The following is a 16,425-nucleotide window of genomic DNA, read 5'->3' as shown; positions in this document are numbered from 1 at the left end:
CTGAATCATGGCAACGAGCAAAGGCGGACGCGAAAAGATCAAGCTGGAATCCACCGCGGGTACCGGCCACTTCTACACGACCAGCAAGAACAAGAAGACGATGCCTGAAAAGATGTCGATCATGAAGTTCGACCCCAAGGCGCGCAAGCACGTCGAATACAAGGAAATCAAGCTGAAGTAATTCGGCCCGGTTTCTCCAAATAGAAAACCCGCTGCAAACACAGCGGGTTTTTTATTGCCCGTCTATTTCGTATTTCGCCTTGCCTTCTTTCATTGGGGATTTGGCATCCTCAAGAATTCGACGGACATGAAAAAGCCGGCCCTCAGGCCGGCTTTTGTTCGGGGAAAGCTCCAGTTCGCGTCAGGCGCGAGCAGCGCGCAGACGGGTCGAGAAGTCGCGCAGACCGGCAATGCCGCTGGCTTCCGCACGATGGCACCAGGCAGCCAGATCAGCCGCCAGCTGCTCGCGCGACTGCGAAGTGTTGAGCCACAGCTGACGCAGCTCTTCGCGCATCGTGACCATCTTGTCGAGCACCGGGTGGGCGGCGCGAGCCTGCGAGACATGGGTGCGAGCCGATGCAGGCACCTTGTCGTCGTCGCGATGCAGCCAGCGCTTGGCGGCCTTGAGCACCGACAGGTCGGCGCCCTTGTTCTTCAGGGCAGCCAGTTCCTGGCTGGTGGCGCGGCGCATTTCGCGCGCATAGCCGGCCATGACTTCGTAGCGGTTGGCGATGACGGCCTCGAGCGTCTTCTCGTTGGCCACGGGCTGGATGTCGCCCATGAGCATCTTCGGCGGCACCTTCTTGACCTTGGCCCAGCCCAGCTTCTGCAGAGCCTGGATGTAGATCCAGCCGATGTCGAACTCGTACTTCTTGACCGAGAACTTGGCCGAGGTGGGGTACGTGTGGTGGTTGTTGTGCAGCTCTTCGCCGCCGATGATCAGCCCCCAGGGCATGATGTTGCGGCTGGCGTCGGGCGCCTCGAAGTTGCGGTAGCCCCAGTAGTGGCCGATGCCGTTGATCACGCCGGCGGCGGTGATCGGGATCCAGAGCATCTGCACAGCCCACACCGCCATGCCGAGCGCGCCGAACAGCGCGAGGTTCAGGACCAGCATCAGGCCGACGCCCTGCCAACTGTAGCGGGAATACAGGTTGCGTTCGATCCAGTCATCGGGCGTGCCGTGACCGTAGCGCTCCATCGTTTCCTTGTTCTTCGACTCGGCGCGATACAGCTCGGCGCCGCGCCACAGCACCTCTTCGATACCCTTGACCTGCGGGCTGTGCGGGTCGTCCTGGGTTTCGCACTTGGCGTGGTGCTTACGGTGGATCGCGACCCACTCCTTCGTCACCATGCCGGTGCCGATCCAGAGCCAGAAGCGGAAGAAATGCGACGGGATCGGGCCCAGATCCATGGCCCGGTGCGTTTGCGTGCGGTGCAGGAAGATCGTGACCGCGGCGATCGTGATGTGCGTGGTGGCGAGCGTGTAAAGCACGATCTGCCACCAGGTGAGATCCCAAAGGCCGTGTCCGAGCCATTCGATGGCCGCGTTGAGGACGGCGGAGTCAGGAAGCAACATTGAGTCAGGTACTCCATCATGGCCGCACGAAGGTGCAGCCTTCAGATAACCCACGATTTTAAGGTCCGAGGGCCTAGAACAAGCCCTTTAAACCTTCACGAAAAGCGCAGATTAACCCTAGTTTGGAGTCTGCCCTCTATTTGCGGTTCCAGGCCGCAGCGAAGAAACCGTCGGTCGAATGCAGGTGCGGCCAGAGCCGCAGATAGCGCCTGGCGCCCTCCCCGCCTGCGCACAGCGCCTCGAAACCCTCCACCTTGAGCCCCTGCAGCAATTCCGCCACATCCACGGGCGCGAAGTCGGGATTGGCGGCGCTGAAAGCCTCGGCGATGGCTTCGTTTTCCTCCGGCAGCACGCTGCAGGTGGCGTAAACGAGACGCCCGCCCGACTTCACCAGCCGCGCGGCGCTCTGCAGGATGGCAGCCTGCTTGACCGTCAACTCCTCTACCGACTTGGGCGACTGCCGCCATTTCAGGTCCGGATTGCGCCGCAGCGTTCCCAGCCCCGAACAGGGCGCGTCGACCAGCACGCGGTCGATCTTGCCCGCCAGCCGCTTGATCCGGTCGTCGCGCTCGTGGGCGATGGCGGCCGGATGCACGTTCGACAGCTTGCTGCGCGCCAGCCGCGGCTTGAGCGCGTCCAGCCGGTGCGCAGAGACGTCGAAGGCGTACAGCCGGCCGGTGTTGCGCATCGTCGCGCCGATGGCCAGCGTCTTGCCGCCGGCGCCGGCGCAGAAATCGACCACCATCTCGCCGCGCTTGGCGTCCAGCAACAGGGCCAGCAGCTGGGAGCCCTCGTCCTGCACTTCGACAGCGCCACGGGCAAAGGCGTCCAGCTTGGTCAGCGCCGGCTTGCCATCGATGCGCAGGCCCCATGGCGAAAAAGGTGTCGCTTCCGATTTGATAGCAGCCAGCGCAAGCTCCGCCTTTACATCCGCGCGCTTGTCAGTCAACGCATTGACGCGCAGATCGAGCGGGGCGGGCTGCTGCAGGGCCTCGACCAGCGGCCAGAAGCCGTCGCCGAGCTGCGCCTTCAGCGGCGCCACCAGCCATTCGGGGAGGTTGTGGCGATGGCGCTCCAGCAGGTCGTCGGGCTTGACGGCGTCGCAGTTGTCGAGCCAGCGCTTCTCGGTATCGTTGAGCGCGCTCTTCAGGAAGTCGCGCGGGCCATGGAAGCCCAGGATCGCCATCCGGCGCTCCTTCGAGCCGCTGCCCGAGGGCGAGAGGTGATCGAAAAGCAGCTTCTTGCGAAGCACGGTGTAGACGGTTTCGGCGAGCGTCGCGCGCTCGCGCGGGCCGAACTCACGGTGGTCGCGGAAGAACCGGGACACGACCTGGTCGGCGGGGTGATCGAACTTCAGGACGAGGCCGACCAGATCGGCGGCGGCCTCCAACAGGGCTTTGGGATGCATCCCCCGATTGTCTCAGCCGCGGGGAACCCGGCCCGAGAGCCTAGGCGTCGCGCACCCAGACAGCCCCGAAAGCCTCGCGCTCGATGTCTTCCAGCTTCGGCGAATGGCCAGCCCACAGCACCAGCGCGGCGCCCGGCAGCGTGAGCGTCTGCTCCAGCTGGCGGCAGAGGTTCCAGCGGTCCTCGTCATCGAGCCCCGGCAGCTCGACGAACACGATGTAGGCGCGGCGCCACGGAAATTCGCGCAGGTTCTTGCGCACCAGCCAGGCACGGGAGGCAGGCAGGCAGCGCACCAGGTCGGCACGCAGTTCGCCCAGTTCGTAGTCGTTGAGGTCGTGCCGCGAGATCTGGCTGAAGAACGGCGTACCGGTGATCTCCTCCCAGGCGCGCGTCTCGGCCTCCTCCGCCTCCTTGAGCCGGCCGCGCCACAGCTTCAGCGCTTCTTCGTCGTGCGGACCGGCGTCCGGGTCTTCGAGAGAGGCCACGGCGCTCTTGGCGGCCCACCAGCGGCTGGCTGCGCCGGAGCCGTGCAGCCGCTCGAGCACCGCGAGCCGCGCCTCGCGGTCGCTGGCCGGCAGCATCTGGGCCAGTCCTCGCAGCGCGCCGGGGTGCTCGGGGGCGATCCGCAGCGCGCTTTCGTAACGCACGCGCACGGGGGCGGACGGGTCGAGCCGCCGCTCGGAATCGGCCCATTCGACCATTTCGTCCGGCGTGTTTCGCTCGCCGCGCGCGGCCAGCACCGCGATGCGCTCGCGGATGCGCGAGCGGTGCGCGTGATGCTGCTTCCAGTCGGCAGCGTGTGCGCGGCGCCACTGGCTGTCGAAATGCGCGATCCATTTCTTGCGGTCGACCAGCATTTCGAGCGCCGGGCGCATCGACCACTCGGGCATGGCCGCCTTCTGCCCCAGCGCCTCCAGCCGGTCGCGCAAGACCGGATGGGTGTCCTCCAGGTCGCTCACACGGCGCATCGCCTCGCGCAGCGCCTGGCGGGCGAAGTCGTCGTCGGGCGGCGTGCGCACGCGCTTGCGCAGTGCCTCGAAGGGCCCCGGCGGCATCGGCTCGTGCTCGGCACGGGCCCAGTGCCAGGGCCAGAACTCGTTGGCGTACCAGTTGGCCTTGATGGCGATCTCGGTCAGCGCAGCTCCCGCCACCGGCGCCCCCAGCAGGCGGCCCGAGATGCGGTCGGCCTCGTATTCGTCCTGGCGGGCCAGTGCGAAGGTCTTGGCCGCGAAGCGTGGAAAGTACCAGCGGAAGAACGCCTGAGAGAACAGCGCCATCACGCCCTCGTTGCGCTGCAGGCTGGCGTCCAGCTTGAGCCAAGACAGCCGCGTGCGGTAGATCCAGGCGCTCAGCCGCCCGTGGTTGCCGCGCAGGTGGCCGTACTCGTGGGCCAGTACCGACAGCAGCCGTCGCCGGTCGAGCATCATCAGCAGCGGCAGTCCGATGCTCAGCGAATTGACAGCGCCGCCGAAGAGTCCGAAGCGCGGCACTTGCCGGATGCTGGCGTTGAAGTCGTCGTCGAGGTAGACGTGGTGGACCGGCGGCCCCTTGATCCGGGCACGGATGCGGTCAAGTGCCTCGAAGAGCGCCGGGGCGTCTTCGCGATGGAGTTCGATGCCTTCCGGCTCGTCGAAGCGCACCCAGAGCGCGCGCAGCGTCGCCCACAGAAGTCCCAGCGCAAACAGCAACAGCCAGCCTCGCGTGAAGTTGAAGCGCACCTCCCCGATCGAGGCAAGCACCCAGGCGATGATGCCCACCGACAGCCCGAGGCAGCCCAGCACCCAGAGGTAGCCGAGCGCGGCAAAGGCCGCGACGCTGCGCCGGTAGCGCGCGCTGTCGTCCGCACTGGCATGCTCGCTCAGTCGAACCAGGTGAACAAAATCAGCGCGATCCATCCGACTCCAGTCAAATCAAGCCCGCCAGTTTTTTGAAGAAAGGCAAGCCGCCGTTGAACGACGAAGACCTCCCTCCCCTGATCGAAACGCCTCCCGGCCGCTACCGCCACTACAAGGGCGGCGAATACGAAGTGATCGGCACCGTGCGCCACAGCGAGACGCTGGAGCCGATGACGCTCTACCGGGCCCTGTACGGCGCGCACGGCCTCTGGGTCCGGCCGGCCGCAATGTTCGGCGAAACCATCGAGATAGACGGCGTCGCCCGCAGAAGATTCACACCGATCTAGCCAGTCAGGCTGCGCAAGCCCATCCTGCCTGGACGGGTTGCTACCTTTTTCGCAGCAACCCGGATGAGGGTCAGCCGCAGCGGACGTCCGTCACGCGGTTGCGGGCATCGACGTCCAGATTGAGCCGCCCGCCGTTGAGTTCCATCGTGGTCACTTCGCCCGGCTTCAGCACTCTCACGGTGCCGGCGCCCGAACGCACGCGTGCTGCGGCCTCGAGCTGGGGCGTCACCGGCTGTCCGATGGCAAAGCGGGCGCCGTCCGCATTGCACTGGTACACCGGCTCCGGCGGCGGAGCCGGAGGTGCGGCGGGGGTTGGCGCGGGCGCCGGAGCTGCACAGCCCGCCATCAGGGCGGCGCCGGCAAGCGCCAGCAGCAACGATTGGTTCTTCACTTTCTGGACTCCCGAAAACCCGCGAATATAAACAACTTTACTCATTGTGACGCGATGTATCCGACAGCCAGCCGGCGATGGCTCGCGGATACAACAGATGCTCCTGCGCGAGCACCCGTGCGGCCAGCGTGGCGGCCGTGTCGTCCGGCAGCACCGGCACCGCGGCCTGGGCCAGGATCGGCCCGTGATCGAGTTCATTTGTAACCTGGTGCACCGTCACGCCGGCCACCTTGCAGCCCGCCTCGATGGCGCGCTGGTGCGTATTCAGGCCCGGAAACGCCGGCAGCAGCGAGGGATGGATGTTCACCAGACGGCCCGCATAGCGGCCGACGAAGCCCGGCGTCAGGATGCGCATGAAGCCCGCCAGCACCACCAGCGCCGGTGCGTAACCGTCGACCACCTTCGCCAGCGCCTCGTCGAAGGCCTCGCGGGTGGCGAAATCCTTGTGCGGGACCACCGCGGTGTCGATGCCCTGGGCCCTGGCGATCGCCAGCCCGCCGGCCTCGGCCTTGTTGCTCACCACGGCGGCAATGCGCGCGCCGTAGCGCTCGGCCCAGCGGTCGCGCCCGGCGGCGCGCACGATGGCCTCCATGTTGGAGCCGCCGCCGGAGATCAGGATCACGATGTTCTTCATTGGAGGCGGGATTATCCGTGGCGCGCCACTTGTCGCCGCGCGGACACCGCATCACAGCACGACCGTGCTAAAACTCGTGGTTCCGGAGACACACCGCGTCTGCGGTGGACCGATCAACATAGCGAGGCACGCATGGATTTGAGCTTCACACCCGAAGAACAGAAGTTCCGCGAAGAAGTTCGCGCATGGGTCAAGGACAACCTCCCCAAGGAGATTTCGCACAAGGTGCACAACGCGCTCGAGCTGACGCGCGACGATCTGCAAGGCTGGGCCAAGATCCTCGGCAAGAAGGGCTGGCTGGGCTACGGCTGGCCGAAGGAATTCGGCGGCCCGGGCTGGACCGCCGTCCAGCGCCACCTGTTCGAGGAAGAAACCGCGCTGGCCGGCGCGCCGCGCATCGTGCCGTTCGGCCCGGTGATGGTGGCCCCGGTCATCATGGCCTTCGGCAACGCCGATCAGCAGAAGCGCTTCCTGCCCGGCATCGCCAGCGGCGAAGTCTGGTGGAGCCAGGGTTACAGCGAACCGGGTTCGGGCTCCGACCTGGCATCGCTGAAGACCAAGGCCGAGCGAAAGGGCGACAAGTACATCGTCAACGGCCAGAAGACCTGGACCACCCTCGGCCAATACGGCGACTGGATGTTCAACCTCGTGCGCACCAGCAGCGAGGGCAAGCCCCAGACCGGCATCAGCTTCCTGCTGCTGGACATGAAGTCGCCCGGCGTCACCGTGCGCCCGATCAAGCTGCTCGACGGCGGCCATGAAGTCAACGAAGTGTTCTTCGACAACGTCGAGGTGCCCGCCGAGAACCTGATCGGCGAGGAGAACAAGGGCTGGACCTACGCCAAGCACCTGCTCTCGCACGAGCGCACCAACATCGCCGACGTGAACCGCGCCAAGCGCGAGCTCGAGCGCCTCAAGCGCATCGCGAAATCGGAAGGCGTCTACGAAGACCAGCGCTTCCGCGACGAGATCGCCAAGCTCGAAGTCGACATCGTCGCCCTCGAGATGATGGTGCTGCGCGTGCTCTCGGCCGCCACCTCGGGCAAGAACTCGCTGGACGTGGCGGGCCTGCTCAAGATCCGCGGCAGCGAGATCCAGCAGCGCTACAGCGAACTGATGATGCTGGCCGGCGGCGCCTACTCGCTGCCGCTGATCCGCGAGGCGATGGAAGCCGGCTGGCAGGGCAATTTCCCTGGCGGCAACCCGGCGCTCGCGCCGCTGACGTCGACCTTCTTCAACATGCGCAAGACCACCATCTACGGTGGCAGCAACGAAGTGCAACGCAACATCGTCGCGCAGACGGTTCTGGGCTGAGGAGACAACGAGCATGGACTTCAATTTCACCGACGACCAGGAACAGCTGCGCGACGCAGTGCGCAAGTGGGTCGACAAGGGCTACGACTTCGAGCGCCGCCGCGGCATTGAGGCCAAGGGCGGCTTCTCGCGCGAGGCCTGGGACGAACTGGCCGAGCTCGGCCTGGGCGGCCTCTACATCAGCGAGGACGACGGTGGCCTGGGCATGGGCCCGGTCGCTGGCATGGTCGTCATGGAAGAACTGGGCCGCGGCATCGTGCTGGAGCCCTTCGCGCAGACGCTGATCGCCGGGGCGGTGCTCAGCGGCTACGCGGGCGCCGACACCAAGGAAAGCTGGCTGCCGCGCATCGCGGGCGGCCAGGCCATCGTGGTGCTGGCCTACCAGGAACGCAAGGCGCGCTATCGCCTCGACGTGTGCGAGGCCCATGCTGCCAAGGCTGGCAGCGGCTGGTCGCTGACCGGCGCCAAGAGCGTGGTGCCCGTGGGCGATGAAGCCGATGCCTTCCTGGTGCCGGCCAAGGTCGACGGCAAGATCGCCCTCTTCCTGGTCGAGCGCAGCGCCAGCGGCGTGGAAGCGCGCGGCTACGGCACGCAGGACGGCTCCCGCGCCGCCGAGGTCGTGTTCGACAAGGCAGACGCCACGCTGGTGACGCTGGACGGCCTTGCCGCCCTCGAATACGCGGTGGACGTCGGCATCGCCGCCACCTGCGCCGAAGGCGTGGGCGTGATGGACAAGACCGTGGACCTCACCGTCGAGTACCTGAACCAGCGCAAGCAGTTCGGCGTGGTCATCTCCAGCTTCCAGGCGCTGCGCCACCGCGTCGCCGACATGAAGATGCAGCTCGAGCTGGCCCGCTCGATGAGTTACTACGCCACGCTCAAGCTCAACGCCCCGGCCGACGAGCGCCGCCAGGCGCTGGCCCGCGCCAAGTACCAGCTCGGCGTGTCGATGCGCTACATCGCCGCCAACTCGGTGCAGCTGCACGGCGGCATCGGCGTGACCGACGAATACATCGGCAGCCACTACTTCCGCAAGCTCACGCAGATGGAAATGACCTTCGGCGACACCCTGCACCACCTGGGCGAAGTGTCGGCCCGCATGCAGGACACCGCTGGCGTCTTCGCCTAGAACAAGGCTCGCCCCCAGGCTGCGCGCACTTCGTGTCGCTGCGCCAACCCCCTACCGGGGGCAACACCTGCGGCCCGGCAAAGCCGGTTCCGCGGTGTTCCGCTAGCATCCAACGCCCGCCCGCCTTTGCGCTGGCGGGCGTTTTCACTTGGCCCCTCACTCCAGGACCCCAGGAACGAAACATGCAGACCCGCCGCTCTCTTCTGGTCGCCATGGCCGCAGGAACCACCACCGCGATGCTGACCGCCTGCGCCACATCCCCCACGCCCTCCTACACCGAGCGCCCGCCCATCGTGTTCATGCACGGCAACGGCGACTCGGCTGCGCTCTGGCAGACGACGATCTGGCGCTTCGAATCGAACGGCTGGCCGCGCGAGCGGCTTTTCGCGGTCGACCAGCCCAACCCGGTGGCTCGCGACGATGACGCCGTGGCGCAACCCGGGCGCAGCTCGACCGGCGAATCGGCCGTGTTCCTCAAGGCCGAGGTCGACAAGGTGCTGAAGGCCACCGGCGCGAGCAAGGTGGTGCTGATCGGCAACTCGCGCGGCGGCAACACCATCCGCAACTATGTGCAGAACGGCGGCGGCGCTGCGGTCGTGAGCCACGTGGTGCTGGGCGGCAACCCCGCGCACGGCATCTGGGCGGCGAAGGGCTTGCGCGAGAACAACGAGTTCTCGGGGCTCTCGGGCTTCATGCAGCAGCTCAATGCGCCGAAGGGCCCGAACGGCGAGGAAGTCACGCCCGGCGTGAAGTGGCTGACGCTGCGCTCCGACAACAACGACAAGTACGCCCAGCCCGACGGCGTTTGGATCGGCGCGCCCGGCAAGCCGACCAACATCGGCTTCGACGGACCGGCGCTCAAGGGTGCGACCAACATCGTGCTGCCGCGCGTCGATCACCGCGAGACCTCGTTCTCGCCCGCCGCCTTCGCCGCGACCTGGCAGTTCCTGACCGGACAGGCGCCGCGCACCACCGAGGTAGCTCCGGAGGCGAACGTCGTGCTCAACGGCCGCGCGCTCGGCGCCGAGAACCTCGCATTGAACGGCGCGACGGTGACCGTGTACGCGGTCGACCCCGCCAGCGGCGCACGGCTCGGCGAGGCGGTCTTCACCAAGTCGATCGGCGCCGACGGCCGCTGGGGCCCCTTCAAGGCCCGCGGCGACGCGGCCTACGAATTCGTGCTGGCCACGCCCAGCTACGGCACCACCCACATCTACCGCAGCCCCTTCCCGCGCAGCAGCGGCGTGGTGAACCTGCGGCCCGAGCGCGTCACGCCGGCCGACGGCAGCGCCGGCGCAGTCGTCGTCTTCACGCGGCCGCGCGGCTACTTCGACGCGCAGCGCGACACCATGCGCTTCGACGGCCAGAGCCCGCCGGCGGGCGTGCCGCCCAAAGGCTCGGGCGTGTCGAGTTCGCGGCTGCGCGTCGCGGCCGCCGAGCCGCAGCGCCCGGTGACGGGCGAGTTCAACGGCGAGCGCCTCACCGGCCTGACGTGGCCGGCGGCGAAGGAGCACGTCACGGTGCTTGAACTGACTTACTGAGCGAGGCAAGGGCAGGTCATGACCGAGAGCACCGACTCCCCTTTCATCCTGCAGTCGCGCGACGAGCGCGGCGTGGTCACGCTGACGCTGAACCGGCCGGCCGCGTTCAACGCGCTCTCCGAAGGCATGCTCGGCGCGCTCGAGCAGGCGCTGGGCGGGGTCGCGGCCGACGGCAGCGTGCGCGCGGTGGTCATCGCCGGGGCCGGCAAGGCCTTCTGCGCCGGCCACGACCTGAAGGAAATGCGCGCAGCCCCTTCGCTCGACTATTACGAACAGCTGTTCGAGCGCTGCGGCGCGATGATGCTGTCGATCCAGAAGCTGCCCGTGCCGGTGATCGCGCGCGTGCACGGCATCGCGACGGCGGCGGGCTGCCAGCTGGTGGCTGTCTGCGACCTGGCCGTGGCTTCCAGCGACGCGCGCTTCGCGGTCAGCGGGGTGAACGTGGGCCTCTTCTGCGCCACGCCGAGCGTTACGCTCTCGCGCAATCTCGGGCGCAAGGAAGCTTTCGAGATGCTGGTGACGGGTGAATTCATCAGCGCGCAGGAGGCGCGCGAGAAGGGTCTTATCAACCACGTGGCGCCGCCGGAAGAGCTGGATGCAGCGGTCGAATCGCTGGTCGCCAGCATCGTCGCCAAGCCCCGCACGGCCCTCGCGCTGGGCAAGGCCCTGTTCTACCGCCAGCTCGAAACCGGCATCGAGGCCGCACTGGCCGACGCCAGCCAGACCATGGCCTGCAACATGATGGACGAGAGCGCGCTGGAGGGCGTGCAGGCCTTCATCGAGAAGCGCCCGCCGGCCTGGAAACGCTGAGAGCGCCGGTCGGCTAGGAATCGTGCAGCCGCGAGCTCTGCGGCAGGTGCGCCATCAGGAACTCCATCTGGTCGGCCAGGATGCGCCTGTTTCGCAGGATGAAGTCTTCCCAGAGGCTGGGCACGTAGGGGGCATACAGCAGCGGCATGCCGGCCTGCTCGGGTGTGCGGCTGCTCTTGCGGTGGTTGCAGGGCCTGCAGGCCGTGACCACGTTCATCCAGGTGTCGATGCCCTTCTGGGCGAACGGGATGATGTGCTCGCGCGTGAGCTCGTCTTCGTGGAAGTGGCCGCCGCAGTAGGCGCAGACGTTGCGATCGCGCGCGAAGAGCTTGCTGTTGGTGAGGCCGGGGCGCAGCGCGAAGGGGTTGATGCGGGGCACGCCCTTGGTGCCGATGATGCTGTTGATCGCGATCTGCGACTGCTCGCCGGTGATCGCGTTGTGGCCGCCACGGAACACCGCCACCTGCGCGCCCACTTCCCAGCGGACTTCGTCCGCGGCGTAGTGGATCACCGCCTGTTCCAGCGAAATCCATGACTGGGGCAGCCCTTGGGCCGACAGCTTCAAGACCTTCACACACGCCTCCTCGAAAAGGGAGAGAACACGGAAAGACCAGGGACACGGAGCGCGTTGCGGGCCCACGCCGATCGACGCGCTGCGTCACAATATACCGGCTTTGTGACAAATCGGCCTGATTCGCCCAATTGACGGGCGGAAGGCGCTATCAAAAAGATACTCACCGATGCAGGTTTTTCGTGGCTTCCGGCATCCTGGCGTAGCCCCCGCCTGCGCCCTGACCATTGGCAATTTCGACGGCGTGCACCGTGGCCACCAGGCCATGCTCGCGCTGTTGCAGACCGAGGCCCGCCAGCGCGGGCTGCCGAGCTGCGTGCTCACCTTCGAGCCCCATCCGCGCGACTATTTCGCCGCCGTCACCAAGAAACCCGACCTGGCGCCGGCGCGCATCGGCACCCTGCGCGACAAGCTCAGCGAGCTGGCCGCCTGCGGCGTGGCGCAGACCATCGTGCTGCCCTTCGACGCCCGGCTGGCCTCGCAGTCGCCCGAGGAATTCATCCAGAACGTGCTGATCGACGGCCTGGGCGCGCGCTACGTGCTGGTGGGCGACGACTTCCGCTTCGGCGCCAAGCGGGCCGGCGACTACGCCATGCTCGACGCGGCCGGCGACGCCCACGGCTTCGACGTGGCCCGCATGAACAGCTACGAAATATCGGACCCCCACGCGCGGCTACGCCCCGCGGCCCCCCGAGGGGGTGCGCCCGTCTTGGGGCGGCCCGGCGACGGGCACGGCCTGCGAGTGTCCAGTTCCGCCGTGCGCGAGGCCTTGGCCGAAGGCCGCATGGCCGATGCCCACACCCTGCTGGGGCGCCCGTACACCATCTCGGGCCACGTGGTCCATGGCCGCAAGCTGGGCCGGGCGCTGGGCGCCTCGGCGCCGGGAAAGGACGATGGCTTCCGCACCCTCAACCTGCGCTTCAAGCACTGGAAGCCGGCGGCCAGCGGCATCTTCGCGGTGCTGGTGCACGGCCTGTCCGAACAGCCGCTGCCGGGCGTGGCCAACCTGGGCGTTCGCCCCTCGCTGGACGCCAACGACGTCAACGCCGGGCGGGTGCTGCTCGAAACCCATTGCCTGGAGTGGCCCTCCCATCTGGGCGCCGAAGGGGCCTACGGTAAAATCGTCCGCGTGGAACTCCTGCACAAACTGCACGACGAATTGCGCTACACCAGCCTCGAAGCCCTCACCGCGGGCATCGCGAAGGATGGCCGCGACGCCCGCGCGTTCTTTGCCTCGACCCACGCAGAAACCCATCGCCAGACCACGCGCGATCGAATTTAGCCCTGCACGCACCGTGCTGCCGCCCTTCGACAAGCTCAGGGCGAACGGCTTTACCTTCCGCACCGACGCGCTCCTTTTTTCCCGGGCAGTTCGGGCCGAGCCTGTCGAAGCCCCCTGTTTCGTACCCCAACATGTCTGACGCCGCTTCTCCCAAAGACTACCGTTCCACGCTGAACCTGCCCGACACCCCCTTCCCGATGCGCGGCGACCTGCCCAAGCGCGAGCCGGGCTGGGTGAAGGAATGGAACGACGAAGGCCGCTACCACCGCCTGCGCGACGCCCGCCACGGCGCGCCCAAGTTCATCCTGCACGACGGCCCGCCCTACGCCAACGGCCAGATCCACATGGGCCACGCGGTGAACAAGATCCTGAAGGACATGATCACCAAGGCGCGCCAGCTCGAGGGCTACGACGCCCTGTACGTGCCCGGCTGGGACTGCCACGGCCTGCCGATCGAGAACGCCATCGAAAAGCAGTACGGCCGCAACCTGAGCCGCGACGAGATGCAGGCCAAGAGCCGCGCCTTCGCCACCGGCCAGATCGCCCAGCAGATGGCCGACTTCCAGCGCCTGGGCGTGCTGGGCGAATGGGACCATCCCTACAAGACCATGGACTTCGCCAACGAGGCCGGCGAGCTGCGCGCGTTCAAGCGCGTGATCGAGCGCGGCTTCGTCTACCGCGGCCTGAAGCCCGTGTACTGGTGCTTCGACTGCGGCTCCTCGCTGGCCGAGTTCGAGATCGAGTACGCCGACAAGAAGAGCCAGACCATCGACGTGGCCTTCAAGGCGCATGAGCGCGAGAAGGTGCTCAAGGCCTTCGGCACCGACCACACGATCCTCGGCGACATCTTCGCCGTGATCTGGACCACCACCGCCTGGACCATCCCCGCCAACCAGGCGATCAACCTCAACCCCGAGCTCGAGTACTCGCTGGTCGACACCGAGCGCGGCCTGCTGATCCTGGCCAACTCGCTGGTCGAGATGTGCATGACGCGCTATGCGCTCGACGGCAAGGTGCTGGCCACGGTCAAGGGCGAGAAGCTCGGCGGCCTGGAATTCGAGCATCCGCTGTACGACGCGGACGCCGGCTACCGGCGCCTGTCGCCCGTGTACCTGGCCGACTACGCCACCGCCACCGACGGCACGGGCCTGGTGCACTCCTCGCCCGCCTACGGCCTGGACGACTTCAACTCCTGCATCGCCCACGGCGTCGCTTACGACGACATCCTGAACCCGGTGCAGGGCAACGGCAGCTACGCGCCCGACTTCCCGCTCTTCGGCGGGCAGAACATCTGGAAGGCCGTGCCGGAAATCATCGCCGCGCTGCGCGACGCCAACCGCCTGCTGACCACCGAGACCATCACGCACAGCTACCCGCACTGCTGGCGCCACAAGACGCCGGTGATCTACCGCGCCGCCGCGCAGTGGTTCGTGCGCATGGACGAGGGCGAAGGCGTATTCACCAAGGACAAGGCGCCCAAGACGCTGCGCCAGACCGCGCTCGACGCCATCGAGCAGACCAGCTTCTACCCCGAGAACGGCAAGGCGCGACTGCACGACATGATCGCCGGCCGGCCCGACTGGTGCATCAGCCGCCAGCGCAGCTGGGGCGTGCCGATCCCGTTCTTCCTGCACAAGGACTCGGGCGAGCTGCACCCGCGCACCATGGAAATCCTCGACCAGGCCGCCGACATCGTCGAGAAGGGTGGCATCGAGGCCTGGAGCCGCGTCACCGTCGAGGAAATCCTGGGCGCCGAGGACGCGCCGCACTACACGAAGAGCACCGACATCCTCGAGGTGTGGTTCGACTCGGGCTCGACCTTCTCCCACGTGCTGCGCGGCACGCACCCCACGGTGCACCACGACACGGGGCCGGAAGCCGACCTGTACCTCGAGGGGCATGACCAGCATCGCGGCTGGTTCCACTCGTCGCTGCTGATCGCCTGCATGCTGGAAGACCGCGCACCGTACCGCGGCCTGCTGACGCACGGCTTCACGGTCGATGCCAAGGGCATCAAGATGAGCAAGTCGCTCAAGAACGGCATCGACCCGCAGGAAATCAGCAACAAGCTGGGCTCGGAGATCATCCGCCTGTGGGTGGCCGCGAGCGACTACTCGGGCGACATCGCGGGCGACGACAAGATCCTGGCGCGCGTGGTCGACGCCTACCGCCGCATCCGCAACACGCTGCGCTTCCTGCTGGCGAACACCAGCGACTTCGACATCGAGAAAGACGGCGTTCCGCTCGACCAGCTGTTCGAGATCGACCGCTACGCGCTGTCGCGCGCGGCGCAATTCCAGGCCGAGATCCTCGCGCACTACAAGGTGTACGAGTTCCACCCGGTGGTGGCCAAGCTGCAGATCTACTGCTCGGAAGACCTGGGCGGCTTCTACCTCGACATCCTGAAGGACCGCCTCTACACGACGGCCCCGGGTTCGCTGGCTCGCCGCAGCGCGCAGACGGCGCTGTGGCACATCTCGCAGGCGATGCTGCGCTGGATGGCGCCCTTCCTGAGCTTCACCGCCGAGGAAGCCTGGAAGATCGTGGGTACCGGCAAGCCGGGCGATTCGATCTTCACGCAGACCTACAGCAAGTTCGACGCGCCCGACGAGACCCTGCTGGCCAAGTGGAACCGCATCCGCGAGATCCGCGACGTGGTCAACAAGGACATCGAAGCGGTGCGTGCCGAAGGCAAGGTCGGCTCCTCGCTGCAGGCCGACCTGCAGCTGACGGCACCGGCCGACGACTTCGCGCTGCTGGGCTCGCTGGGCGACGACCTGAAGTTCGTCTTCATCACCTCGGCGATCGCGCTGGCCGCCGGCGAGACGCTTTCCACGGTGGTGACGCCGAGCACCGCGCAGAAGTGCGAGCGCTGCTGGCACTACCGCGACGACGTGGGCCACGATGCGGCCCACCCGACGCTGTGCGGACGCTGCACCAGCAACCTGTTCGGCGCCGGCGAATCGCGGAGCGTTGCCTGATGGCCGCCGCCCGTTCCATGTCCTCGGCCTCGCGCTCGCGCGGCGGCAGCATCTGGCCGTGGCTGGGGCTGGCGGTGATCATCGTGATCATCGACCAGTTCACCAAGACGCTGATCCTGGGCTACTACAAGCTGGGCGACGCGACCTACGTCACCAGCTTCTTCAACGTCGTGCGCGCGCACAACACGGGCGCGGCCTTCTCGTTCCTCGCCGACCACTCGGGCTGGCAGCGCTGGCTGTTCACCGCCATCGGCGTGGGCGCGGCGGTGTTCATCGTGTGGATGCTGAAGTCGCACGCGGGGCAGAAGCTGTTTTCGTTCTCCATGGCCTGCATCCTGGGCGGCGCCATCGGCAACGTGGTCGACCGGATGATGCACGGCTACGTGGTCGACTTCCTGAGCTTCCACGCAGGCAACTGGTACTTCCCGGCCTTCAACGCGGCGGACAGCGCCATCACGCTCGGGGCGATCTGCCTGATCGTGGACGAGATCCGGCGGGTTCGCCGGGGCAAGTAACGTTCTCTCGAAGGGGCCCGCCGGGCCCCTTCTTATTTGGGCCTTCGCTCGCGCCAAGGCCGAGGGTTTTTCCCGCTTTCTCCCGATGTCAT

Annotated in this window: 15 protein-coding genes; 9 read left to right on the top strand and 6 right to left on the bottom strand. The window is 67.1% G+C overall.

Translation table 11 applies throughout. The features are described 5' to 3' along the window. The first annotated feature begins 7 nt into the window (after positions 1 to 7). A complete protein-coding gene (gene rpmG / locus EJP67_RS18275) occupies positions 8 to 181 on the top strand; it encodes a 50S ribosomal protein L33 (protein ID WP_007830291.1) in 174 nt (57 codons plus the stop codon). A 180-nt stretch (positions 182 to 361) separates the two neighbouring features. On the opposite strand, the gene EJP67_RS18270 is transcribed toward rpmG, so the two are convergent. The 3 genes from EJP67_RS18270 to EJP67_RS18260 form a co-directional block, all read right to left on the bottom strand. Next, complete coding sequence (locus tag EJP67_RS18270) at positions 362 to 1,576, bottom strand: DesA family fatty acid desaturase (RefSeq protein ID WP_126023129.1); 1,215 nt, start codon at positions 1,574 to 1,576, stop codon at positions 362 to 364. Positions 1,577 to 1,712: 136 nt separating this feature from the next. Beyond that, positions 1,713 to 2,984 carry an RsmB/NOP family class I SAM-dependent RNA methyltransferase gene (locus tag EJP67_RS18265; RefSeq protein WP_126023128.1) on the bottom strand — a complete coding sequence of 424 codons (1,272 nt, stop codon included), beginning with the start codon at positions 2,982 to 2,984 and terminating at the stop codon, positions 1,713 to 1,715. 40 nt (positions 2,985 to 3,024) lie between these two features. Continuing rightward, positions 3,025 to 4,878: a M48 family metallopeptidase gene (locus EJP67_RS18260; protein WP_126023127.1), complete on the bottom strand. Its 1,854-nt coding sequence runs from the start codon at positions 4,876 to 4,878 to the stop codon at positions 3,025 to 3,027. 53 nt (positions 4,879 to 4,931) lie between these two features. Between EJP67_RS18260 and EJP67_RS18255 the strand changes: the two genes are divergently transcribed. Next, positions 4,932 to 5,165, top strand: coding sequence for a DUF1653 domain-containing protein (locus EJP67_RS18255; protein ID WP_126023126.1), 234 nt, complete (start codon positions 4,932 to 4,934; stop codon positions 5,163 to 5,165). 70 nt (positions 5,166 to 5,235) lie between these two features. On the opposite strand, the gene EJP67_RS18250 is transcribed toward EJP67_RS18255, so the two are convergent. After that, positions 5,236 to 5,556 carry an I78 family peptidase inhibitor gene (locus EJP67_RS18250; RefSeq protein ID WP_126023125.1) on the bottom strand — a complete coding sequence of 107 codons (321 nt, stop codon included), beginning with the start codon at positions 5,554 to 5,556 and terminating at the stop codon, positions 5,236 to 5,238. Between the two features lie 37 nt (positions 5,557 to 5,593). Beyond that, positions 5,594 to 6,190, bottom strand: coding sequence for a phosphoribosylglycinamide formyltransferase (purN, locus tag EJP67_RS18245; protein ID WP_126023124.1), 597 nt, complete (start codon positions 6,188 to 6,190; stop codon positions 5,594 to 5,596). Positions 6,191 to 6,322: 132 nt separating this feature from the next. On the opposite strand from purN, the gene EJP67_RS18240 reads away from it, so the two are divergent. From EJP67_RS18240 to EJP67_RS18225, 4 genes are all read left to right on the top strand, one after another. Continuing rightward, a complete protein-coding gene (locus EJP67_RS18240) occupies positions 6,323 to 7,504 on the top strand; it encodes an acyl-CoA dehydrogenase family protein (RefSeq protein WP_126023123.1) in 1,182 nt (393 codons plus the stop codon). 13 nt (positions 7,505 to 7,517) lie between these two features. After that, the gene (locus EJP67_RS18235) at positions 7,518 to 8,633 is read left to right on the top strand and encodes an acyl-CoA dehydrogenase family protein (protein WP_126023122.1); all 1,116 of its coding nucleotides are present in this window, start codon (positions 7,518 to 7,520) and stop codon (positions 8,631 to 8,633) included. Between the two features lie 182 nt (positions 8,634 to 8,815). Continuing rightward, positions 8,816 to 10,174, top strand: a complete 1,359-nt coding sequence (locus tag EJP67_RS18230; RefSeq protein ID WP_126023121.1) for an alpha/beta fold hydrolase — start codon at positions 8,816 to 8,818, stop codon at positions 10,172 to 10,174. A gap of 18 nt (positions 10,175 to 10,192) precedes the next feature. Beyond that, complete coding sequence (locus EJP67_RS18225; protein WP_126023120.1) at positions 10,193 to 10,984, top strand: enoyl-CoA hydratase; 792 nt, start codon at positions 10,193 to 10,195, stop codon at positions 10,982 to 10,984. Positions 10,985 to 10,997: 13 nt separating this feature from the next. Here the strand turns inward: EJP67_RS18225 and EJP67_RS18220 are convergent, their stop codons facing one another. Next, positions 10,998 to 11,558 (bottom strand): HNH endonuclease, encoded by a 561-nt coding sequence (locus EJP67_RS18220; protein ID WP_126023119.1) that lies wholly within the window; start codon positions 11,556 to 11,558, stop codon positions 10,998 to 11,000. A gap of 166 nt (positions 11,559 to 11,724) precedes the next feature. Between EJP67_RS18220 and EJP67_RS18215 the strand changes: the two genes are divergently transcribed. From EJP67_RS18215 to lspA, 3 genes are all read left to right on the top strand, one after another. After that, positions 11,725 to 12,837 (top strand): bifunctional riboflavin kinase/FMN adenylyltransferase, encoded by a 1,113-nt coding sequence (locus EJP67_RS18215; protein WP_126023118.1) that lies wholly within the window; start codon positions 11,725 to 11,727, stop codon positions 12,835 to 12,837. Between the two features lie 131 nt (positions 12,838 to 12,968). Continuing rightward, the gene (gene ileS / locus EJP67_RS18210; protein WP_126023117.1) at positions 12,969 to 15,818 is read left to right on the top strand and encodes an isoleucine--tRNA ligase; all 2,850 of its coding nucleotides are present in this window, start codon (positions 12,969 to 12,971) and stop codon (positions 15,816 to 15,818) included. Next, a complete protein-coding gene (gene lspA, locus EJP67_RS18205; protein ID WP_019654284.1) occupies positions 15,818 to 16,333 on the top strand; it encodes a signal peptidase II in 516 nt (171 codons plus the stop codon). Before ileS ends, lspA begins: the two co-directional genes overlap by 1 nt. Positions 16,334 to 16,425 lie beyond the last annotated feature (92 nt).

The sequence above is a fragment of the Variovorax guangxiensis genome, from assembly GCF_003952165.1.
GTDB lineage: Bacteria > Pseudomonadota > Gammaproteobacteria > Burkholderiales > Burkholderiaceae_C > Variovorax > Variovorax guangxiensis.
Note: the sequence above shows the minus strand (reverse complement) of the source record. Positions and strands in the feature narration are given on the sequence as shown.